A 20241-nucleotide genomic window follows, 5' to 3' on the forward strand; every position below is an offset into this window, starting at 1 on the left:
CCCGCCTGAATCTTCGAATGGATCGAGAGGGCCATCCTTCTCGCGTGGGTACCGCAATGCTGCAACGTTTTGTGTGGAAGTTATTACCCAAGGCCCAGCGTCATTTCCTGTTGGGTCGCCTGTCGGTGGTGGATCGTCAGGTGGTGAACAAGTCCATGTCCGCCAATGTGCGGTTCCCTGATGCTTTTGCCCGTCGTTCCTGTCTGTTTATCCATGTTCCCAAGTGTGCCGGCAGCAGCGTCTGTTCGGCCCTGTTCGACGGGTGGATGCCGGGGCACCTGCCGTTGTACTGGTATGAGCAACAGTTCCCCCGGGCGTTTTCCAGCAGCTTCAAGTTCGCCTTCGTCCGCGATCCCCTGGAACGCGCCTATTCGGCCTATGCCTTTTTGCGGGGCAACCGCCTGGGGCGACGGGATCAGGCGGCCCAGAGCCTGGTGACGCACTACCGGGACTTCGACGACTTTGTCGGCCGCTGGCTGCACTCGGAGAATATCCACAGGCAGATGCATTTCGCGCCCCAGAGCGACTTCCTCTCCGACTCCCTGGGGCGCCTGGCCCTGGACTTCATCGGCTATCAGGAATACCTGCAACGTGACTTCCAGCTGCTGTGCCAGCAGTTGGGGGTCGATGCCCAACTGCCCCATGTCAACGGCACTGCTCAACGCCGCACTACCCCTGTCAGGGAATTCTGCTCGGTACGCACCCGTCGCCTGGTGCGCCGTGTCTATCAACGCGACTACGAGATGCTGGGTTATGAATAAGCTCGCTTGTGCGCCTTTGGAGCAACTGCAGATCCGCCCCTACAGCCTGTCGCTGTCCATCGAGGCCCGGGCCGCCCTCAAGCGGCAGAAGCCCTGTTGTCTATGGCTGACGGGCCTGTCGGGGGCCGGTAAGTCGACCCTGGCCAACCTGCTGGAACTGCGCCTCAACGAGTTGGGCATGCATACCTTCGTCCTTGATGGCGACAATGTGCGCAGTGGGCTGTGCCGTGACCTGGGAATGGGGGCCGAGGCACGCAAGGAAAATATCCGCCGCATGGCCGAGGTGGCGCGGCTGATGGTGGAGGCTGGGCTGTTGGTGATCGTGTCGGCGATTTCACCGTTTCGCGCCGATCGTGATGCTGCCCGGGCGCTGTTCGGGGCTGGACAGTTTATCGAGGTGTACATCAGCACGCCGTTCCAGGCCTGTGCCCAGCGTGACCCCAAGGGCCTGTATCAGGCGGCCCTGGAGGGCCGTATCAAGGATTTCACCGGGCTCGACAGTCCGTATGAAGCGCCTTTGCAAGCCGATTGCGAGATCGATACGTCCTGCGTGGAGTTGCCGGAGGCGATCCGCCGGCTGCTGCAACTGCTGGCGTGCAAATGAATCGTAGAAAATCTTCGCCGGCCTCACTCAAGGCATAGAACTAGGCGGCGCCAACCCTGTGTTAATATCGCGCCCCTGTTCATTTTGTATGTGGGATGCTCCATGAAGTTGTCCATGCCGCGATTCGATCAAGCCCCTGTCTTGGTGGTCGGCGATGTCATGCTCGACCGTTACTGGCATGGTGGTACCTCACGGATTTCCCCTGAGGCGCCGGTGCCGGTGGTCAAGGTCGAGCAGATCGAGGACCGCCCGGGTGGTGCCGCCAACGTTGCCCTGAACATCGCCGCCCTCGGTGCGCCCGCCTCCCTGGTCGGGGTGACCGGTGACGATGAGGCTGCCGACAGCCTGGCCAACAGCCTGCAAGGTGCCGGCGTACGTGCACTGTTCCAGCGCATTGCCCACCAGCCGACCATCGTCAAGCTGCGGGTCATGAGCCGTCACCAACAGCTGCTGCGCATCGACTTTGAAGAACCCTTTGCCACCGACGCCCTGGCCCTGGCGGCCGAGGTCGACGCTTTGCTCGACGGCATCAAGGTGCTGGTGCTGTCCGACTATGGCAAAGGTGCTCTGCGCAACCATCAGGTGCTGATCGCGGCCGCGCGGGCCCGTGGCATTCCGGTGCTGGCGGACCCCAAGGGCAAGGATTTCTCCATCTACCGTGGTGCCAGCCTGATCACGCCGAACCTCAGCGAGTTCGAAACCATAGTCGGCGGCTGCGCCGACGAGCACGAACTGGTGAGCAAGGGCGCCAAGCTCATGCACGATCTGGAGCTGGGGGCGCTGCTGGTGACCCGTGGCGAGCACGGCATGACCCTGTTGCGTCCGGATCATCCGGCCCTGCATCTGCCGGCCCGTGCCCGTGAAGTGTTCGACGTCACTGGGGCCGGTGATACCGTGATTTCGACCCTGGCGGCAGCGATTGCCGCCGGTGAAGAGCTGCCCCACGCGGTGGGCCTGGCCAATCTGGCCGCGGGCATTGTGGTCGGCAAGCTGGGGACGGCGGCCATCAGTGCACCGGAGCTGCGTCGGGCGATCCAGCGCGAGGAAGGTTCCGAGCGCGGTGTTCTGAGCCTCGATCAGCTGTTGCTGGCCATCGATGATGCCCGGGCGCACAACGAGAAGATCGTGTTCACCAATGGCTGCTTCGACATCCTTCACGCTGGGCATGTGACCTACCTTGAACAGGCCCGGGCTCAAGGGGACCGATTGATTGTGGCGATCAACGACGATGCTTCGGTCAGCCGCCTCAAGGGGCCTGGACGTCCGATCAACAGTGTCGACCGGCGCATGGCGGTGCTGGCGGGGCTGGGGGCCGTGGACTGGGTGATCAGCTTTTCTGAAGGCACTCCGGAAAACCTGCTGTCCCAGGTCCGCCCGGACGTGCTGGTCAAGGGTGGCGACTACGGCATCGATCAGGTGGTGGGCGCCGATATCGTCACGGCGTATGGCGGCACGGTGAAGGTGCTGGGATTGGTGGAGAACAGCTCGACCACCGCCATCGTCGAGAAGATCCGCAAGACCGACAAGGCCCAGTAACGGTTGCAGTCTGAAAAAACGGCGCCTGCTCCAGGCGCCGTTTTTTTTGCCTCAGCCTTGGCGCCTGGCCTTGGCGGGAACCATCTTGCGCAGGATCTGCCGGGCCTTGCCGGTCAGGCGCGAAAGCTTCGAGTCCTTTTCCGGTTCGCTCAGGCCTCGTTGCCTGAGCCAGTCCTTCCAGCGAATCCGCTCCTCACGCACCACCCAGCCTTCCTGCTGGGCGAAGCTTTCGGCCAGGTACAGGCCGCGGGTGCTGGCCGGGTGCAGTTGATCCTTCTTCAAGGTGTACAGCTCGGCACAGGGCTGGCCATTGTCCAGGGGCATCAGGTACAGATCCGGCCGCTTGCGGTCCAGGCGCGCCACCAACTGGTCGCCTTCCAGGCGCTCGTCGACGTGGAACAGGCTCAGCGACTTGGCTTCCTTGGGGACGTCCAGGCGCAGGTCGTAGATCAGTTGCAACGAGGCGGTGGGCAGGTGCACGTAGGCTCGGGGTCGCTCCAGCAATTGCAGGTTGGCGCAGCGTACCGGTCGCGCGGCTCCGGACAGTGGAGTCAGGCGAAAGGGCAGGGCCTCGCGATAATGCAGGGCCCCGGCGTAAGGGGCAGGTAGCCAAGTGTCGTTGAAGCGTCCGCCGAGCCAGCCTTCCGGGGTTTCCAGCAGGCATTCCTCGGCGATTTCCTGGATGGCCGTGTGCAGCGGCAGGTTCAGTTCATGGGCGGGTACGTAGCCGGAGATCAGCTTGAGCACCACGTCGCCGCGGTCCTGGCGTCGCTGGCGCACCAGCACCCAGTAGTCACGGTTCTGCCAGTGCAGGGTCAGGCGTACAGAAACCCCGAGGTTGGCCAGTTCCAAGGCAAACCTTTCGTGGTCTGCCACCGTCACCGCGCGTCGGCGCTGCAGGGTCTGAGCGAAGTTCAGCGGCCTCCCGACGCTCTGGTAGCAGAGGCCTTCGGGAGTCGCTTCGACGAACAGCGGCAGGGTCTTGAAGTTGCTGGGGTTCTTTCTAATGAGCGGTCGCGACATCTCGGCTCCTTCTTGCGTCGGGGTCGGCCGCGTCGGCGGCATCAGTTGGTACCTAGGGTCTGTTCCCGTTTGGCATGCAACCCGAAGGGACGGGGCTCACTGGGCACAGGGCGGCGTTGCTCGGAGCTTATTTGGAACAACCAAACAGCGCTCCTCGCGCCTTGCCCTGTGCCCAGTGAGCCGCCGTCGCGGCCTGTCACCAAGCGGGAACAGACCCTAGAACCTGTGCCACGGTCGCCACGTTATGGGCCAGGTGCAACGGGTTGATGGTCCCGACGATAGCACTGGCAACGCCGGGCCGCTCAAACAGCAGTTCGAAGCTGGCCCGCACCGGGTCGATGCCCGGACTCAGGCAGACATGGCCGCTGGCCAGGGCCTTTTTCACCAGGATGCCCTTGTGGTGGTCGGCGGCATAGTCAATGACCGCCCGCTCGGCCTGTTCGTTCAGATTGTAGGTAACCATGGCGCAATCGCCTTGCTCCAGAGCCTTCAGACCGCCGTCGACGGTCTTGCCGGAGAAGCCGAAGCCACGGATCTTGCCCTCCTGCTTGAGCTGCGCGAGGGTCTGGTAGACCTCGTACTGCTCAAGGATCGCCAGATCGTTGCCGTCGGAATGCACCAGCACCAGGTCGATGAAGTCGGTTTCCAGGCGTTGCAGGCTGCGCTCCACGGACAGTCGGGTGTGAGCGGCACTGAAGTCGTGGCGGGACACGCCGTCGGCAAACTCTTCGCCGACCTTGCTGACGATCACCCATTCCTGGCGCTGGCCGCGCAATAGGGGGCCCAGGCGCTCTTCGCTGCGGCCGTAGGCGGGGGCGGTGTCGATCAGGTTGATGCCCAGGTCGCGGGTCAGCTTGAGCAGCATGCGGGCTTCCTGGTCATCTGGGATCTGGAAGCCACTGGGGTACTTCACCCCTTGATCACGGCCCAGCTTGACCGTGCCCAGGCCCAGAGGCGAAACCATCAGGCCGGTGCTGCCGATGGGGCGATGCAGGTTATGCAGGGTCGGCTGGCTCATGGCAACAGTTGCTCCCAGGCCGGTTGTGCCAGGGGCGGCTTGGGCAGGGCGGGAAGTGGATCACTGTGGCCTGGACGAATGCCGTCGCGCTCCAGAGCCGCGAGAACGCGGTCGGCGAAGTCCGGCGCCAGGGCCAGTTTGGTCGGCCAACCCACCAGCAGGCGATCCTGCTCGGCGAGGAAGGCGTTATCCGGCCGGGTCAGGCCCGATTGCGCCGGCTCGGCCCGATCCACTCGCAAGGTGGCCCACTGCGCCTGGCTCAGGTCGACCCAAGGCAGCAGTTGCCCCAGTTCCTTCTGGGCAGCGGCGATCTGCGCCGCCGGTTCCCGGGCCACGCCTTCGGCTTCGGCGAGATCGCCTCCCAGGTACCAGACCCATTGGCCGTCGGCAGCCGGGTGAGTGGTGACGGTGATCCGGGGTTTGGGGCCGCCGCCCAGGCAATGGGCGTACAGGGGTTTAAGGGTTGGCCCCTTGACCAGCACCATGTGCAGCGGACGTTGCTGCATGGCCGGCTGGCTCAGGCCGATGGCCTTGAGCAGGTCGGCATTGCCGGCACCGGCGCTGAGGACGATGCGTTGCGCGCGGATCTCGCGCCCATCGATCCGCAGGCCCACCAGATGATCATTCTCCAGTAGGGGTTCGATCTTCTGTCCGGCCAGCAGGCTATCGCCGCCGAGGTCTGCCAGACGCTGGATGACGCTAGGCACATCCACCACCAGCTCGGCCAGGCGATAGACCTTGCCTTTGAAGCGTTTGTCTTGCAGGGCCGGGGGCAATTGTTCGCCCTTGACCTGATCGACCCGGCCGCGCACGGCCTTACTGGCAAAGAAGCTGGTGAGGTTGCCGGCCAGGGTGCCGGGAGACCAGAGGTAATGGGCGTCGGACAGCAGGCGCACGCCGGACAGGTCCAGCTCGCCGGTGCCGGCCAGGGCTTCGCGCCAACGCCGCGGCATGTCGGCGATGGCTTCCGAGGCACCGGTGAGGGCGCCGTGCAGGGCGTATTTGGCGCCGCCGTGGATGATCCCCTGGGATTTCACGCTCTGTCCGCCACCGAGGCTGGCGCTTTCCACCAGTACAGTGGAAAAGCCCTGGCGCCGCAGACGGGCGTTGAGCCAGAGACCGGCGACGCCTGCGCCGACAATCAGCACATCGGTAGAAATAGCGGATGGCATGCAGCGACCTCAGTGTTCAAAACGAGAGGCGCAGTATACAGGCTCGTGAATCTGTAGGAGCGGCCAGGCGAACCCCGTGACAGGTTGTCACGGGGGGGGCTGCTCGCCGGCAAGCCGGCTCCTGCATGAGCAGAGGGTCAGTGCCCGGCGGTTTTAGAGAACAGCTGGATCACCACCACGCCGAGGACGATCAGCGCCATGCCCAGCATGGCCGGGATATCCAACTTCTGGCCGTAGAGAAACAGGGCGGCGATGCTGACCATGACGATGCCCATGCCTGCCCACACTGCATAGGCCACGCCTACCGGGACGGTGCGCACTACCAGGGTCAGCATCCAGAACGCCACGCCGTAGCCGACGATGATCAGCGCCAGGGGCAGTGGTGTGCTCAAGCCCTTGACCGCTTTCATTGAAACAGTGGCAATTACTTCCGCGCAGATGGCGATGGCCAGGTAGTAGTAAGCGTTCATGGGAGGGTTCCTCGTGTCTGGGACTGCTTTTCTGAGGTCGGCATTCTAGAGAGTGTTCAGATGGGGTAAAGTCATTACCTATCTGTTATGGAGATAGGTTGCTCTATGAACATGCAATGGAACCTGGAGCAGTTGCGGCTGTTTGTCAGTGTTGCCGAGCTGCGCTCGTTTTCTGCAGTAGCCCGCCAGCAACGCAAGGCTCAGTCCGCCATCAGCAGTGCCATTGCCCTGCTGGAAGAGGACCTGGGAGTGAGCCTGTTCGAGCGCAGCAGCGGCCGTCAGCCAAAACTCACCGAAGCCGGCAGTGCCTTGTTGCAGGAGGCCCGGGAAATCCTCCGCCAGTGTGATCGCCTCAATGGCCGGGCGCTGGCCTTGATGCGGGGCCAGGAGGCGCGGTTGCGCCTGGCCCAGGATGAGGCGATGCCCTATCAGCCGGTGCTCGACAGCCTGGAGGCACTGGCCGAGCGCTTTCCCAGCCTGGAAGTGCAACTGGCCAGCGGTGCTCAGGGGGACGTGGCGCGCAAACTGGTGGAGCGTCGGGCCGACTTGGGGTTGCTGTTTCACCATGAGCAGATGCCGGAAACCCTGGAGCGCCAAGCCCTGGGCAGCGTCGAGATGGTCACCGTCTGCGCCGTGGGGCATCCGCTGGCCCATGAGAAACGGGTCAATCGCCAACTGCTGGCCCGGCACCGGCAGTTGTTGATCGCTCCTCAACTCAGCGGTTATCCCGGTGGCGAGCAGGTCAGCCCCCAGGTCTGGCGGGCTGACAGCTTCTATGTCATGGCTGAATGGCTGATGCGCGGCCTGGGCTGGGCCTGGCTGCCGCGGCATGTGGTGCAGTACCCGGCTTACCAGCACCAGATGGTCGAATTGGTCAGCGAATGGACCCCGCCGGCGCTGGTGGTGGAGTTGGCCTGGCGCCGCGACGAACCTCTGGGGCCGGCGGCGCGTTGGCTGGCGGAACGTTTTGCCGTGCACCTGAAGGCGATCGGCTAAAAAACCGATAAACTCCGCCGCCATGAATAGAACTCTCTATACCGCACTGTTTTACCTGGGGCTGCCATTGGTAGCGATTCGCCTGTGGCTGCGTTCGCGCAAGGCTCCGGCTTATGCCAAGCGCATTGGCGAGCGTTTCTCCCTTGGCTTGCCGGCCATGCAGACTGGCGGCATTTGGGTGCATGCGGTGTCTGTGGGCGAGAGCATCGCCGCCGCGCCGATGATTCGTGCCCTGTTGGCCCGTTATCCCCAGTTGCCGATCACCGTGACCTGCATGACGCCCACCGGCTCCGAGCGTATCCAGGCGTTGTTCGCCAATGAGCCACGAATCCAGCATTGCTACCTGCCTTACGATCTGCCCTGCGCCGCGGCGCGGTTTCTGGATCGGGTGCAGCCCAAGCTGGCGGTGATCATGGAGACCGAGCTGTGGCCCAATCACATTGACCAGTGCGCCCGGCGCGGGATTCCGGTGGCCCTGGCCAATGCCCGGTTGTCCGAGCGCTCGGCCAAGGGCTATGGGCGTTTTGCCCGCCTGACCGCGCCCATGCTGGGGCAAATGAGCCTGTTCGCGGTGCAGACCGAAGCCGAAGCCGAGCGTTTCCGTCAATTGGGTGCACGTCCCGAGACGGTGGAAGTCACAGGCTCGATCAAGTTCGACCTGAGCATTGACCCGCAACTGCTGGAGCGTGCCCGGGATCTGCGCCAGCAATGGCAGGCCATGGAGCGCCCGGTGTGGATCGCCGCCAGTACCCACGAAGGTGAAGATGCCGTGGTGCTCGACGCCCATCGGCAACTGCTGGCCAGTTACCCGAATGCCCTGCTGATCCTGGTGCCACGGCACCCGGAGCGCTTCAACTCGGTGTTCGAGTTGTGCCAGCAACAGGGATTCGCGACGGTTCGCCGCTCCGCTGGGGAACCGGTGGGCGCCACCACCTCGGTGTTGCTGGGGGACACCATGGGCGAGTTGCTGTTCCTCTACGCCCTGGCCGACAGCGCTTTTGTCGGCGGCAGTCTGGTCGCCAATGGCGGGCACAACCTGCTGGAGCCGGCGGCCCTGGCCAAACCGGTGATCAGCGGGCCGCACCTGTTCAACTTCCTGGAAATCGCCGCGATGCTGCGCGAGGCCGGTGCCTTGCAGGAGGTGGATGACGCTGAGGGACTGGCGGTGGCAGTGCAGCGCCTGTTCGAGTTGCCCCGGGATGCACAGAGGATGGCCGAGGCCGGGCTCAAGGTGCTCAAGGCCAATCAGGGCGCTTTGCAGCGTTTGCTCGATGGGCTCGACCGTTTGCTCAAGGAGCGCTGAGTCGTAGCCCCGAAAGCGCTTTGCCGGCATGCAAAAAGGCCACCCGCTGGGGTGGCCTTTTTTATGGCGGCGGCCTTCAGGGGCGAGCCTTGAGTTGCTCTTGTGCGGCCTTGGCCAGGTCCGGCGGCAGGAAGTCACGGTCCGGGTTGTAGTCGGCCTTGAGGTAGCGCGACAGGTCTTGCAGATCACCGGGGTTGAGGGTGCCGGCGGCCTGCTTCAGGCGCAGGTTGTCGAGGATGTAGTCGTAGCGGCTGTTGTTGTAGTTGCGCACCGAGGTGTACAGCTGGCGCTGGGCATCGAGCACGTCGACGATATTGCGCGTCCCCACCTGATAGCCGATTTCCGTGGCTTCCACCGCGCTCTGGTTGGAGATGATCGACTGGCGTCGGGCCTGGACCTGCTCGACATCGGTATTCACTGCGCGGTGCAGGTTGCGGGTGTTCTCCACCACCTGGCGGCGCAGGGATTCACGCTGCTGTTCGGTCTGGCTCAGGCGCGAATAGGACTCGCGAACCTGGGAGCTGGTCAGCCCGCCGCTGTAGATCGGGATGTTCAACTGCAGGCCGATGGAGCGCTGTTCGACATCGCTGCCGTAGCGCGTCAACGGATTGGGGTTGCTGAAGCCCAGGGCGTCGTTGTCGCCTTTCTTGTACTGCGCCACGGCGTCCAGGGTCGGGGCGTGCCCGGCCTTGCGCTGCTTGAGGGTTTCCTCGGCGGCGCTGACCGCGTAGTTGCTGGCCAGCAGGTTGAGGTTCTGCTTGGCGGCGGTGTCGACCCAAGCCTTGGCATCGTTGGGGGTCGGCGCCAGCACCGGCAGGGTATGGACGATGCCCTGGATCGCGTTGTACTCGCGGTTGGTCAGGGTGATCAGGGCCTCGAAGGCGTCGTCCACCTGGCGCTGGGCAAGGATGCGGTTGGCCCGGGCGGTGTCGTAACTGGCCTGGGATTGCAGTACGTCGGTCTTGTCCGACAGGCCCACATCGAAGCGTTCGTTGGACTGATCCAGCTGGCGTTTGAAGGCGGCTTCCTCGGCCTTGGTCGAGGCCAGGTTGTCCTGGGCGCGCAGCACCGCGAAGTAGTTCTCCGCGCTTTGCAGGATCAGGTTCTGTTCGGTGGCCGAAAGTTGCAGCGAGGCCTGTTCGTTGATGTCCTTGGCGGCTTGCAACTGGAACCAGCGATCGGCGCGGAATAACGGCTGGGCCAGGGTCGCCTGGTAGACGTTGCCGCTGCGGGTCGAGGTCATGGAAGGCTCATCGAACCTGGTGCGGGTATTGCTCATGTCCGCGCCGGCAGAGAGGTTGGGCAAAAGCCCGGCGCGAGCCTGGGGCACCACTTCCTTCTGGGCGCCGTACTGGGCGCGTGCAGCGGCCAGATCGGCATTGTTGTCCACCGCTTCCTGGTAGACGCTGACCAGGTCGGTCTTGGTGGTCAAAGGCGCTTCTGCTGCCCAGGCCATTCCATTGGACGCACAAGACACGGCAACAGCCAGTGAGAGTTTGCGCAGCATTCGGCGATCCCTAGAGTTGATATTACGGAGATAATCCAGGCGCCAAGGCTAAGGCGCGACCCATAGAGCGTCAAGGTTCGACACAGGGCAAGGAGTGTAGAGCCGCTGGCAGGTCGCAACAATCCGCTAATTACGCCATTCATCCTGCTTATTGCACGGGGGTTGGCGTTCTGTCCCGGCTTTGTCTAGACTGGCTCGGTTCTTGTCGGGGTGCCTTGCTATGAGGCTGAGATCGGATAATCCGGATCCCGTTGAACCTGATCAGGTTAGCGCCTGCGTAGGGAACAAGATTTCTCGTCACCCGGCGAGTCCTCTTGTGCTTCGTCCGGGATGTTGTTCGACAATCGAACACCCCTCGAGTACCAAGCACTGCACTCACTAGTTGCTTAGACAGGGTGCGTCCGTCCGTTACAGGTTCGCTCCGACAAAATCCCACTGCCTGGATGCTGTCTGGAGAGCCCGTGATGACGACAAAACTAAAAAACGCTAGCAACCTCAGTGAGTCGGCCCAAGTCGACCAACAATCGGTGCAGCCCTTTACCCGCTCGCAAAAAGTCTATGTCCAGGGTTCCCGCCCGGACATCCGCGTGCCCATGCGCGAAATTACCCTGGACGTGACCCCCACCGATTTCGGCGGCGAGATCAACGCGCCGGTCACTGTGTACGACACCTCCGGTCCTTACACCGATCCGAACGTGGTGATCGATGTGCGCAAGGGCCTGGGCGATGTACGTTCGGCGTGGATCGAAGACCGTGGCGACACCGAGCGCCTGGCGGGTCTGAGCTCCAACTTCGGTCAGCAGCGTCTGGCGGACCCGGAATTGACCAAGCTGCGTTTTGCCCACGTCAACAACCCGCGCCGAGCCAAGGCCGGGGCCAACGTCAGCCAGATGCACTACGCGCGCAAAGGCATCATCACCGCCGAGATGGAATACGTCGCCATCCGCGAAAACATGAAGCTGCAGGAGGCCCGCGCCGCCGGCCTGCTGAAGCAGCAACACGCCGGCCACAGCTTCGGCGCCAGCATTCCGAAAGAAATCACCCCAGAGTTCGTCCGCGAGGAAATCGCCCGCGGCCGCGCCATCATCCCGGCCAACATCAACCACGTTGAGCTGGAGCCGATGATCATCGGCCGCAACTTCCTGGTGAAGATCAACGGCAATATCGGCAACAGCGCCCTGGGTTCTTCCATCGAGGAAGAAGTGGCGAAACTGACCTGGGGCATCCGCTGGGGTTCGGACACGGTGATGGACCTGTCCACCGGCAAGCACATCCATGAAACCCGCGAGTGGATCATCCGCAACTCGCCGGTGCCGATCGGTACCGTGCCGATCTACCAGGCCCTGGAAAAGGTCAACGGCGTGGCCGAGGACCTGACCTGGGAGCTGTTCCGCGACACCCTGATCGAGCAGGCCGAGCAGGGCGTGGACTACTTCACCATCCACGCCGGCGTGTTGCTGCGCTATGTACCGCTGACCGCCAAGCGCGTCACCGGCATCGTCTCCCGGGGCGGTTCGATCATGGCCAAGTGGTGCCTGGCGCACCATAAAGAGAACTTCCTCTACACCCATTTCGACGAAATCTGCGAAATCATGAAGGCCTACGACGTCAGCTTCTCCCTGGGAGATGGTCTGCGTCCGGGGTCGATTGCCGACGCCAACGACGAAGCCCAGTTCGGTGAGCTGGAAACCCTCGGCGAGCTGACCAAGATCGCCTGGAAGCACGACGTGCAGTGCATGATCGAAGGCCCGGGCCACGTGCCGATGCAGTTGATCAAGGAGAACATGGACAAGCAGCTGGAGTGCTGCGACGAGGCACCGTTCTACACCCTGGGCCCGCTGACCACCGACATCGCTCCGGGCTACGACCACATCACTTCTGGTATCGGCGCGGCGATGATCGGCTGGTTCGGCTGCGCCATGCTCTGCTACGTCACGCCCAAGGAGCACCTGGGCCTGCCGAACAAGGATGACGTGAAGACCGGGATCATCACCTACAAGATCGCGGCCCATGCTGCCGACCTGGCCAAAGGTCACCCTGGCGCGCAGATCCGCGACAACGCCCTGTCCAAGGCGCGTTTCGAGTTCCGTTGGGAAGACCAGTTCAATCTGGGCCTGGACCCGGACACCGCACGTTCCTACCACGACGAAACCCTGCCTAAGGATTCGGCCAAGGTGGCACATTTCTGTTCCATGTGCGGGCCGAAGTTCTGCTCGATGAAGATCACCCAGGAAGTGCGCGAATACGCGGCCAACCAGCGCATCGAAGCGGTGGATGTGGATGTCGTCAAGGGACTGGCCGAGCAGGCCGCGCGCTTCAAGCAGGAAGGCAGCCAGCTGTACAAGAAGGTCTAAGCCACGAGCTGCAAGCTGCAAGCGGAAAGCAAAGGCCGAAGTGCTTTTTCTTGATGCTTGAGGCTTGCAGCTTGCTCCTGTTCTTTCTGAGATAGATCCCTTGAGCAGGGCAAGTACCTGCTATCCCGATCTCGCGGAGCCGGCCGACCAGCGCGTGTTTGGCGCCATTGGCCCGGTACCAGAACTTCCTGCTGTTGATCGGCTCGGCATTTGCGCTGTTGTTTGGCGTGGTGCTGGTGGATCACTTCATCCTGCGTCGCCGCAGCGGGCAGATCCCGCACTCAGCCCTGCGCTGGACGGCGCTGCCGGCCCGGTTGGGTGGGGTGAGCACCTGTCACCTGCTGGCCAATTTGTATCCGGATGTCGGTGCAACCCTGCCGTCACTGGTACTGGCAGGGCTGTTGCAGTGGCTGTTGGGGCGGGCGTTCAGTTCTCGGGAAACAGCTCGGGCTTGAGCACGCCCTTGAGGCGGTCGTAGGGAATCTGCAATTCGATATGACCCAGAACCGAGGGCGCGATGGTGGTGACGTCGTACTTGAGGGTCACGGTTTTCTGGGTCAGGGCCACGTTCGGGGTTTTCTGGAACGGCCAGGTCTTGACGAATTCGGCTTCGCGATCCAGGTGGGTGCTGATCAGCCAGTTGTTGTGGGCAACCCGCGCAGCCTTCCAGAACATGTCCTCCTGGCCGGGCAGGAGCATGTCTGCCAGGTTCAGGGCCTTGTGTTGCTGGCGCGAGTAATTGACGAAGCCCCGTCCCGGGGTGCCATTGGCGGCGCCGGTGTCCAGGTAGCTGGCCAGTTCGATGATCACCAGTCCGTCATGCTGCTCGCGTACCTTGGATTGCAGGTACATGCCGTGGCGGTCTGCTGCGCTGCGCAGGAACTGTTCGCGGTAGGCGCTGAGGCTGGCCGGCAGTGGGGCGTCGGGGCTGGTGCGGGTCATTTGCAGCAAGCGTTTTTCGACGATGGCGTCCAGTTGCGGCTCGGCGGGAAAGTGCACGGTGTCAAGGTTGACCAGTGGGCAGTCGGCGCCACTGCAGCCGGGCTTGAGTTGTTCGGATTTCTCGCGCTTGGTTTCCAGTGGGGTGTTGTAGCTTGGCTGAAACAGGCTTTGGCAGGCGCCCAGGGTCAGGGCGATACAGGCCACGGAGGCGATTTTGACAAGCGACATGGGCGTCCTTCATAAACCAGGGGGGAGGCAAAAGTTACCGGCTTCGACTGTCTGCGAGGCAGTCGGTTCGCCACTAAGCTCAATAGAAGCAATTAGAGTAGGTTTAGCCCCTCGCCGTCTATCCCGCTGAGGGTAAAGGGGCTGCATCGGCAGCCGCGGGCGCGTTAGGATGGCGCGAAGTCGAGGGGGATCCTCGGGTCGAATACGCTGTACACGAGGATTGTTATGACTGACTTTGCCAACTCCACGCCAAGTGCCGTTGAGATCATCCGGCGTGAAAACTGCTTCCAGGGGTTCTACCGGCTCGATCGCTTGCAATTGCGCCACGAGTTGTTCGCCGGTGGCATGGGGCGGGAAATCAATCGTGAAGTCTTTGTCCGTCACGATGCGGTCTGCGTACTGCCGTACGATCCGCAACGCGATGAAGTGGTGCTGATCGAACAGTTCCGCGTTGGCGCCATGGGCAAGACCGCTACGCCCTGGCTGGTGGAACTGGTGGCCGGGCTGATCGACAAGGACGAGCAACCGGAACAGGTTGCTCGGCGTGAGGCACAGGAGGAAGCTGGCCTGGACATCTCTGCGCTGTGGCCGATGACCCAGTATTTTCCGTCGCCGGGGGGCAGCACCGAGTTCGTCCACCTGTTCCTGGGCCGTTGCGACAGCAGCGCTGCCGGCGGGCTGCATGGGCTGGAAGAGGAGGCGGAAGACATCCGGGTTTCGGTGATGGCTTATGAGGATGCGTTGCAGGCCATGCGTGACGGGCGGATCTGCAATGCCGCCAGCATCATTGCCTTGCAGTGGCTGGCGCTCAATCGCGCTGAAGTGAGGGGGTTATGGTCGTAAACAAGGTACGCGACCGCTATCGGGTTGATCTCGCGGGGCTGCAAGCGTCCTGCGAGGCCAACTACGCTCGGCTGATGCGCCTGTTGCCTGACATGCGCAATCAGCCTGTGGCACGGCGCATTGCCGTGACCCAGGGCGACCAGATGCTCGGCGTACTGGCCCTGGAAGTGGTGCTGGCCTGTCCCTACACCACCACCTTGCAGGTGCGTCAGGAGCACAGCTTGCCGTGGCTGCCCGTGCCGCAACTGGAAGTGCAGGTCTATCACGATGCGCGGATGGCGGAGGTCATCAGTGCCGAGCATGCCCGGCGTTTTCGCAGCATCTATCCCTATCCCAATGCCTTCATGCATCAGCCGGATGAAAAGGCTCAGTTGAATGTCTTTCTTGGGGAGTGGCTGAGTCATTGCCTGGCCTGCGGCCACGAGTTCGAAGCCGTGCGATAGATGTGAACTGGGTCCGTTTCCCAGGTTTCCTCTTTTGCATTTCCCCCAGCATAATTGCCGCCTTCATCATGCTTTGTGCCCTTGCTCCGGGAGAACGCCGTGCCAAGCGTATCCGCACTGACTGCCGACGATTCCGTACTGCTGGTGCAACTATCTGACAGCCACCTGTTTGCCGACGCTGATGGCACCTTGCTGGGCATGAACACCGCCGACAGTCTGCAGCGAGTCATCGAGCAGGTGCTGGCGCAGCAGCCGCGGATCGACCTGATGCTGGCCACCGGTGATCTGTCCCAGGACGGTTCCCTGGAGTCCTATCAGCGCTTTCGTCAGTTGACCCGACAGATTCCGGCACCGGGCCGCTGGCTGCCGGGCAACCATGACGAGCCGCAGGTCATGCAACTGGCGACGCAGGACAGTGACTTGCTGGAGCCGGTAATGGATATCGGCAACTGGCGCATCACCTTGCTGGACTCGGCGGTGCCCGGCTCGGTGCCGGGTTACCTGCAGGACGACCAACTGCAATTGCTGGCTCACTCCCTGAGCGAGGCGCCTGAGCGCCATCACCTGATCTGCCTGCACCATCACCCGGTATCCATTGACTGTACCTGGATGGAGCCCATTGGCCTGCGCAACGCCGAGGCACTGTTCGCCGTGCTCGATGCTTTCCCTCAGGTCCGTGCCTTGCTCTGGGGGCATGTGCATCAGGAAATCGATCGCCAGCGCGGCGCCATGCGGCTATTGGCCTCACCCTCGACCTGCATCCAGTTCGAGCCCGGCAGCGACGACTTCAAGGTCGAGGAGCAGGTGCCTGGCTATCGCTGGCTGCGGTTGTGGCCCGATGGACGGTTGGAAACCGGTGTGGAACGGGTCCTGGGCTACGAATTCACCATCGACTACGGTAGCAACGGCTACTGAAGCGGCTTCGTAACCTGTCGTCATCCCTGTAAACTGCGGCTTTTGCCCAGGTGCACAGGGAGTTCGCATGTCCGGTTCGATCCTTTATATCCACGGCTTCAACAGTGCTCCCGCGTCGACCAAGGCCTCTCAGTTGCGGCGTGTCATGGAGCAGCTGGGGCTGGCTGAACAATTGCGGGTACCGGCCCTGCATCATCATCCGCGACAGGCCATTGGCCAGCTGGAGCAGGCGATTGCCGAGCTCGGTCGACCATTGCTGGTCGGCAGCTCGCTCGGCGGCTACTATGCGACTCACCTTGCCGAGCGCTACGGGCTCAAAGCCCTGCTGATCAACCCTGCTGTCAGCCCGCACCGGATGTTCGACGGTTATCTGGGCACGCAGAAAAACCTGTATACCGATGAAACCTGGGAGCTGACCCATGACCATGTGGCGGCCCTGGCAGCGCTGGAAGTCGCGCCGCCTCAGGACCCACAGCGTTATCAGGTGTGGTTGCAGACCGGGGACGAGACGCTGGACTATCGCAGCGCCGAGCGCTATTACCGTGCCTGCGCCTTGCGCATTCAGGCCGGCGGCGATCATAGTTTCCAAGGTTTTGCCGGACAATTGCCGGCGATGTTGAATTTTGCCGGCATCACTGCCGATCAGTACCAGGCGATCGACTTCACGGCACTGTGAAGGCCTCGCCCCATATTCATTGAACGACTAACGACGAGAACCCATGGCCACTCCCAGCGCTAGCTCTTATAACGCAGACGCCATCGAAGTCCTCTCGGGACTCGACCCGGTGCGCAAACGCCCGGGCATGTACACCGACACCACGCGGCCCAACCATTTGGCCCAGGAAGTCATCGACAACAGTGTCGACGAAGCCCTGGCCGGCCATGCGAAGTCGATACAGGTCATCCTGCACGCCGACCATTCCCTGGAAGTCTGCGACGACGGCCGCGGCATGCCCGTGGACATCCACCCGGAAGAGGGCGTGTCCGGGATCGAGCTGATCCTCACCAAGCTCCATGCCGGCGGCAAGTTTTCCAACAAGAACTACCAGTTCTCCGGCGGTCTGCACGGGGTGGGTATTTCCGTGGTCAACGCCCTGTCGAACCAGGTGCGGGTGCGGGTCAAGCGCGACGGCAACGAATACCAGATGACCTTCGCCGACGGCTACAAGGCCACCGAGCTGGAAGTGGTCGGCACCGTGGGCAAGCGCAACACTGGTACCAGTGTGTACTTTGCCCCGGACCCGAAATACTTCGATTCGCCGAAATTCTCCGTCAGCCGCCTCAAGCATGTGCTCAAGGCCAAGGCGGTACTGTGCCCGGGGCTGCTGGTGAGCTTCGAGGACAAGTCCAGCGGTGAGAAGGTGGAGTGGCATTACGAAGACGGCTTGCGCTCCTATCTGGTGGATGCGGTCAGCGAATTCGAACGCCTGCCCAGCGAGCCGTTCTGCGGCAGCCTGGCCGGTAACAAGGAAGCGGTGGACTGGGCCCTGCTGTGGCTACCGGAAGGTGGCGACAGTGTTCAGGAAAGCTACGTCAACCTGATCCCCACGGCCCAGGGCGGTACCCACGTCAACGGCCTGCGTCAGGGCCTGCTGGATGCCATGCGCGAGTTCTGTGAATTCCGCAACCTGCTGCCCCGTGGCCTGAAGCTGGCTCCGGAAGACGTCTGGGAACGGATCGCCTTCGTCCTGTCGATGAAGATGCAAGACGCCCAGTTCTCCGGCCAGACCAAAGAGCGTTTGTCGTCCCGTGAGGCGGCGGCTTTCGTTTCCGGTGTGGTCAAGGACGCCTTCAGCCTGTGGCTCAATGCCAATCCCGAGCTGGGCATGCAACTGGCGGAGTTGGCCATCAGCAACGCCGGTCGCCGCTTGAAGGCCAGCAAGAAGGTCGAGCGCAAGCGCATTACCCAGGGCCCGGCGCTGCCCGGCAAGCTGGCGGACTGCGCTGGCCAGGACCCGATGCGTTCCGAGCTGTTCCTGGTGGAGGGTGATTCCGCGGGTGGTTCGGCCAAGCAGGCACGGGACAAGGAATTCCAGGCGATCCTGCCGTTGCGCGGCAAGATCCTCAACACCTGGGAAGTGGACGGCAGCGAAGTCCTGGCCAGCCAGGAAGTGCACAACATTGCCGTGGCCATCGGCGTCGATCCCGGCGCCGAGGACATGAGCCAACTGCGCTACGGCAAGATCTGCATCCTCGCCGACGCCGACTCCGACGGTTTGCACATCGCCACCTTGCTCTGTGCCTTGTTCGTCCAGCATTTCCGCCCGTTGGTGAATGCCGGTCACGTCTATGTGGCCATGCCGCCGCTGTACCGCATCGACCTGGGCAAGGACATCTTCTACGCCCTCGATGATGCCGAGCGCGACGGCATTCTCGATCGCCTGGTGGCCGAGAAGAAGCGCGGCAAGCCCCAGGTAACCCGATTCAAGGGGCTGGGTGAGATGAACCCGCCGCAACTGCGTGAAACCACCATGGACCCGAACACTCGGCGCCTGGTGCAGTTGACCCTGGACGATGTCGAGGCCACCGCAGAAATCATGGACATGCTGCTGGCGAAGAAGCGCGCCGGTGATCGCAAGTCCTGGCTGGAGTCCAAGGGCAACCTGGCCGAGGTGCTGGCCTGATGCACAGAGGTTTTGCCCTGGCCCTAGCGCTATTGGCAACCTCGGTGGTGGCCGCGCCAGTGCCCGAACTGACCTTGTTGTCCGAGCATCCTGTGAAAGGCATGCGCGGCGGCAATCTGTCCGGGCTGGCACTCTGTGGCCAGGATTTGTGGACGGTTTCCGACCGCGATGATGATCAGATCTACAAGCTCGATACTCGCGACAGTGCCTGGCAGGCCGATGCCGTCAAGCTGGAGGTGCCTGCAGTACCCGATACCGGCTTGCCCTGGGGCTTGAAGTCACGGACCTGGGCGGCGTCCTTCGTGCGTGGTGGCGACCTGGATTTCGAAGGCATCTCCTGCGACGCCGCCGGCAACAAGTATGTGATCAGCGAGGCTCATGCCGCGGTGCTACAAGTGCCGGCGCAAGGCGCGCCGGCCTGGTTGAAGATCTCCCCGATCATGGTCCGTGAAGCGCGGGCCAGTGGCATGCTCCTGCATTTCAACGCCTTGTTCGAAGGCCTGGCGGTGAACCCTGCCGGCGACCGGATCTGGTTGGCGGCGGAGCGTGAGCGGCGCGGGCTGTTGCTGGTCAAGCGCGGGCAGACCACTTGGGACTGTGATGGTGGTTGCGTGCTGCTCAGTGAGGCAGGCTCGGAAATGCAGCCGGAGCAGGTGCCCAATGCCAAGGCGGTGTCCCGGGATTTTGCCGACGTGTCGCTGTTCGACGGCAAGTTGTTCACCCTGGAGCGTAACGCCTATCAGATCTGTCGCCGGGATGCGCAGACCGCGAAGGTCGAGCAGTGCTGGTCCTATGCCGCCGAGGCGCTGGTGGAGCATCGACGTTATCCACAGCCCTATGGGCTGGCGGAAGCCTTGGTGGTGGATGCCAAGGGGGCCTGGATCGGTGTGGACAACAACAATGGAGCCCGCGCCGATGGCGAGGCCCGTCCCATCGTCTGGCGTTTTGCGGCGCCTGAAGGTGGCTGGAGTAGCAAGTCATGAGCCAGCAACCGGGCAAGAGTGCCGGGCGCGTGATGCTGATCATGGCCTGGGCTGCTGCGCTGTTTCTGGCCACGCGGTTCTTCGCTGATTGGGAGGCCCGTCAGGAGAACCCGAACACGGTCGTCAGTTCGCAACAACATGAGGGTTATATCGAAGTGAAACTGGTCGGCAACGGCCAGGGGCATTTCGTCGCCAGCGGCCATATCAACGGGCAGCCGGTGCAATTCATGCTCGATACCGGCGCCACTGAGGTGTCGATTCCTTCCGGGCTGGCCGAGCGCCTGGGCCTGGAGCGCGGGGTGCCGGTCACCCTGAGCACGGCCAACGGGCGCAGCGAGGGTTATCGGACCCGTATAGAGCGTTTGCAACTGGGGGATATCGTTCTCCAGGACGTCAGGGCCCTGGTGGCCCCGGGGCTCGACGGCGACCAGATTTTGCTGGGCATGAGCGCTTTGAAGAAACTTGAATTTACTCAGCGCGGCGGCACTATGCTGCTGCGCCAGACAACGAACCAATGAG

General features: G+C 62.8%; 19 protein-coding genes, 1 pseudogene and 1 riboswitch. Of the genes and pseudogenes, 14 read left to right on the forward strand and 6 right to left on the reverse strand.

The features are described from left to right. Positions 1-56: 56 nt before the first annotated feature. The 3 genes from Q8O96_RS20515 (at position 57) to hldE (ending at position 2901) form a co-directional block, all read left to right on the forward strand. Positions 57-761 (forward strand): sulfotransferase family 2 domain-containing protein, encoded by a 705-nt coding sequence (locus Q8O96_RS20515; RefSeq protein ID WP_305949307.1) that lies wholly within the window; start codon positions 57-59, stop codon positions 759-761. Continuing rightward, positions 754-1365 (forward strand): adenylyl-sulfate kinase, encoded by a 612-nt coding sequence (gene cysC / locus Q8O96_RS20520; RefSeq protein ID WP_102862879.1) that lies wholly within the window; start codon positions 754-756, stop codon positions 1363-1365. The genes Q8O96_RS20515 and cysC overlap by 8 nt, the downstream gene beginning before the upstream one ends. Before the next feature lie 102 nt (positions 1366-1467). After that, positions 1468-2901, forward strand: coding sequence for a bifunctional D-glycero-beta-D-manno-heptose-7-phosphate kinase/D-glycero-beta-D-manno-heptose 1-phosphate adenylyltransferase HldE (hldE, locus tag Q8O96_RS20525; RefSeq protein ID WP_102863061.1), 1434 nt, complete (start codon positions 1468-1470; stop codon positions 2899-2901). Positions 2902-2952: 51 nt separating this feature from the next. On the opposite strand, the gene Q8O96_RS20530 is transcribed toward hldE, so the two are convergent. From Q8O96_RS20530 to Q8O96_RS20545, 4 genes are all read right to left on the reverse strand, one after another. Then, on the reverse strand, positions 2953-3924 hold the full coding sequence (locus Q8O96_RS20530; protein WP_102862880.1) for a metal ABC transporter ATPase: 972 nt from the start codon (positions 3922-3924) through the stop codon (positions 2953-2955). A 196-nt stretch (positions 3925-4120) separates the two neighbouring features. Beyond that, a complete protein-coding gene (locus Q8O96_RS20535; RefSeq protein WP_102862881.1) occupies positions 4121-4942 on the reverse strand; it encodes an aldo/keto reductase in 822 nt (273 codons plus the stop codon). After that, positions 4939-6114, reverse strand: coding sequence for an FAD-binding oxidoreductase (locus tag Q8O96_RS20540; RefSeq protein ID WP_102862882.1), 1176 nt, complete (start codon positions 6112-6114; stop codon positions 4939-4941). The genes Q8O96_RS20535 and Q8O96_RS20540 overlap by 4 nt, the downstream gene beginning before the upstream one ends. Before the next feature lie 137 nt (positions 6115-6251). Next, the gene (locus Q8O96_RS20545) at positions 6252-6584 is read right to left on the reverse strand and encodes a multidrug efflux SMR transporter (RefSeq protein ID WP_011058907.1); all 333 of its coding nucleotides are present in this window, start codon (positions 6582-6584) and stop codon (positions 6252-6254) included. A 111-nt stretch (positions 6585-6695) separates the two neighbouring features. Between Q8O96_RS20545 and Q8O96_RS20550 the strand changes: the two genes are divergently transcribed. Further along, positions 6696-7580 carry a LysR family transcriptional regulator gene (locus tag Q8O96_RS20550; protein ID WP_162884166.1) on the forward strand — a complete coding sequence of 295 codons (885 nt, stop codon included), beginning with the start codon at positions 6696-6698 and terminating at the stop codon, positions 7578-7580. Between the two features lie 22 nt (positions 7581-7602). Continuing rightward, positions 7603-8883, forward strand: a complete 1281-nt coding sequence (gene waaA, locus Q8O96_RS20555; RefSeq protein ID WP_305949308.1) for a lipid IV(A) 3-deoxy-D-manno-octulosonic acid transferase — start codon at positions 7603-7605, stop codon at positions 8881-8883. A gap of 76 nt (positions 8884-8959) precedes the next feature. On the opposite strand, the gene Q8O96_RS20560 is transcribed toward waaA, so the two are convergent. Then, positions 8960-10390, reverse strand: coding sequence for a TolC family outer membrane protein (locus tag Q8O96_RS20560; protein WP_102862885.1), 1431 nt, complete (start codon positions 10388-10390; stop codon positions 8960-8962). A 196-nt stretch (positions 10391-10586) separates the two neighbouring features. After that, positions 10587-10691: riboswitch (TPP riboswitch) on the forward strand. A gap of 163 nt (positions 10692-10854) precedes the next feature. Between Q8O96_RS20560 and thiC the strand changes: the two genes are divergently transcribed. Together thiC and Q8O96_RS20570 are read left to right on the forward strand one after the other, a co-directional pair. Beyond that, the gene (gene thiC / locus Q8O96_RS20565; protein ID WP_305949309.1) at positions 10855-12744 is read left to right on the forward strand and encodes a phosphomethylpyrimidine synthase ThiC; all 1890 of its coding nucleotides are present in this window, start codon (positions 10855-10857) and stop codon (positions 12742-12744) included. 152 nt (positions 12745-12896) lie between these two features. Next, a pseudogene (locus Q8O96_RS20570) lies at positions 12897-13199 on the forward strand (putative hydroxymethylpyrimidine transporter CytX); the annotation flags it as partial. On the opposite strand, the gene Q8O96_RS20575 reads toward Q8O96_RS20570, so the two are convergent. Further along, the gene (locus Q8O96_RS20575) at positions 13171-13914 is read right to left on the reverse strand and encodes an RsiV family protein (RefSeq protein WP_305949310.1); all 744 of its coding nucleotides are present in this window, start codon (positions 13912-13914) and stop codon (positions 13171-13173) included. The pseudogene Q8O96_RS20570 and the gene Q8O96_RS20575 sit on opposite strands and share 29 nt — an antisense overlap. 225 nt (positions 13915-14139) lie before the next feature. Between Q8O96_RS20575 and Q8O96_RS20580 the strand changes: the two genes are divergently transcribed. The 7 genes from Q8O96_RS20580 to Q8O96_RS20610 all read left to right on the forward strand — a co-directional run bounded on the left by Q8O96_RS20580 (position 14140) and on the right by Q8O96_RS20610 (position 20240). Then, positions 14140-14757, forward strand: a complete 618-nt coding sequence (locus Q8O96_RS20580; protein WP_102862888.1) for an NUDIX domain-containing protein — start codon at positions 14140-14142, stop codon at positions 14755-14757. Next, the gene (locus Q8O96_RS20585; RefSeq protein ID WP_011058915.1) at positions 14748-15200 is read left to right on the forward strand and encodes a DUF1249 domain-containing protein; all 453 of its coding nucleotides are present in this window, start codon (positions 14748-14750) and stop codon (positions 15198-15200) included. The genes Q8O96_RS20580 and Q8O96_RS20585 overlap by 10 nt, the downstream gene beginning before the upstream one ends. 99 nt (positions 15201-15299) lie before the next feature. Continuing rightward, the gene (cpdA, locus tag Q8O96_RS20590; RefSeq protein ID WP_115581474.1) at positions 15300-16115 is read left to right on the forward strand and encodes a 3',5'-cyclic-AMP phosphodiesterase; all 816 of its coding nucleotides are present in this window, start codon (positions 15300-15302) and stop codon (positions 16113-16115) included. Positions 16116-16182: 67 nt separating this feature from the next. Further along, a complete protein-coding gene (locus Q8O96_RS20595) occupies positions 16183-16791 on the forward strand; it encodes a YqiA/YcfP family alpha/beta fold hydrolase (RefSeq protein ID WP_102862890.1) in 609 nt (202 codons plus the stop codon). Positions 16792-16834: 43 nt separating this feature from the next. Next, complete coding sequence (gene parE / locus Q8O96_RS20600) at positions 16835-18739, forward strand: DNA topoisomerase IV subunit B (protein ID WP_102882023.1); 1905 nt, start codon at positions 16835-16837, stop codon at positions 18737-18739. Next, positions 18739-19722 (forward strand): esterase-like activity of phytase family protein, encoded by a 984-nt coding sequence (locus Q8O96_RS20605; RefSeq protein ID WP_305949311.1) that lies wholly within the window; start codon positions 18739-18741, stop codon positions 19720-19722. Before parE ends, Q8O96_RS20605 begins: the two co-directional genes overlap by 1 nt. Next, complete coding sequence (locus Q8O96_RS20610) at positions 19719-20240, forward strand: TIGR02281 family clan AA aspartic protease (RefSeq protein ID WP_102862893.1); 522 nt, start codon at positions 19719-19721, stop codon at positions 20238-20240. The genes Q8O96_RS20605 and Q8O96_RS20610 overlap by 4 nt, the downstream gene beginning before the upstream one ends. Position 20241 lies beyond the last annotated feature (1 nt).

This window comes from Pseudomonas sp. LPH60, from assembly GCF_030718165.1.
Lineage (GTDB): Bacteria > Pseudomonadota > Gammaproteobacteria > Pseudomonadales > Pseudomonadaceae > Aquipseudomonas > Aquipseudomonas danubii.

What these genes read in the sequence shown, in the direction of transcription:
- Q8O96_RS20515 (WP_305949307.1), top strand. Translation starts at nt 57, where the DNA reads ATGCTGCAACGTTTTGTGTGGAAGTTATTACCCAAGGCCCAGCGTCAT.
- cysC (WP_102862879.1), top strand. Translation starts at nt 754, where the DNA reads ATGAATAAGCTCGCTTGTGCGCCTTTGGAGCAACTGCAGATCCGCCCC.
- hldE (WP_102863061.1), top strand. Translation starts at nt 1,468, where the DNA reads ATGAAGTTGTCCATGCCGCGATTCGATCAAGCCCCTGTCTTGGTGGTC.
- Q8O96_RS20530 (WP_102862880.1), bottom strand. Translation starts at nt 3,924, where the DNA reads ATGTCGCGACCGCTCATTAGAAAGAACCCCAGCAACTTCAAGACCCTG.
- Q8O96_RS20535 (WP_102862881.1), bottom strand. Translation starts at nt 4,942, where the DNA reads ATGAGCCAGCCGACCCTGCATAACCTGCATCGCCCCATCGGCAGCACC.
- Q8O96_RS20540 (WP_102862882.1), bottom strand. Translation starts at nt 6,114, where the DNA reads ATGCCATCCGCTATTTCTACCGATGTGCTGATTGTCGGCGCAGGCGTC.
- Q8O96_RS20545 (WP_011058907.1), bottom strand. Translation starts at nt 6,584, where the DNA reads ATGAACGCTTACTACTACCTGGCCATCGCCATCTGCGCGGAAGTAATT.
- Q8O96_RS20550 (WP_162884166.1), top strand. Translation starts at nt 6,696, where the DNA reads ATGCAATGGAACCTGGAGCAGTTGCGGCTGTTTGTCAGTGTTGCCGAG.
- waaA (WP_305949308.1), top strand. Translation starts at nt 7,603, where the DNA reads ATGAATAGAACTCTCTATACCGCACTGTTTTACCTGGGGCTGCCATTG.
- Q8O96_RS20560 (WP_102862885.1), bottom strand. Translation starts at nt 10,390, where the DNA reads ATGCTGCGCAAACTCTCACTGGCTGTTGCCGTGTCTTGTGCGTCCAAT.
- thiC (WP_305949309.1), top strand. Translation starts at nt 10,855, where the DNA reads ATGACGACAAAACTAAAAAACGCTAGCAACCTCAGTGAGTCGGCCCAA.
- Q8O96_RS20575 (WP_305949310.1), bottom strand. Translation starts at nt 13,914, where the DNA reads ATGTCGCTTGTCAAAATCGCCTCCGTGGCCTGTATCGCCCTGACCCTG.
- Q8O96_RS20580 (WP_102862888.1), top strand. Translation starts at nt 14,140, where the DNA reads ATGACTGACTTTGCCAACTCCACGCCAAGTGCCGTTGAGATCATCCGG.
- Q8O96_RS20585 (WP_011058915.1), top strand. Translation starts at nt 14,748, where the DNA reads ATGGTCGTAAACAAGGTACGCGACCGCTATCGGGTTGATCTCGCGGGG.
- Q8O96_RS20595 (WP_102862890.1), top strand. Translation starts at nt 16,183, where the DNA reads ATGTCCGGTTCGATCCTTTATATCCACGGCTTCAACAGTGCTCCCGCG.
- parE (WP_102882023.1), top strand. Translation starts at nt 16,835, where the DNA reads ATGGCCACTCCCAGCGCTAGCTCTTATAACGCAGACGCCATCGAAGTC.
- Q8O96_RS20605 (WP_305949311.1), top strand. Translation starts at nt 18,739, where the DNA reads ATGCACAGAGGTTTTGCCCTGGCCCTAGCGCTATTGGCAACCTCGGTG.
- Q8O96_RS20610 (WP_102862893.1), top strand. Translation starts at nt 19,719, where the DNA reads ATGAGCCAGCAACCGGGCAAGAGTGCCGGGCGCGTGATGCTGATCATG.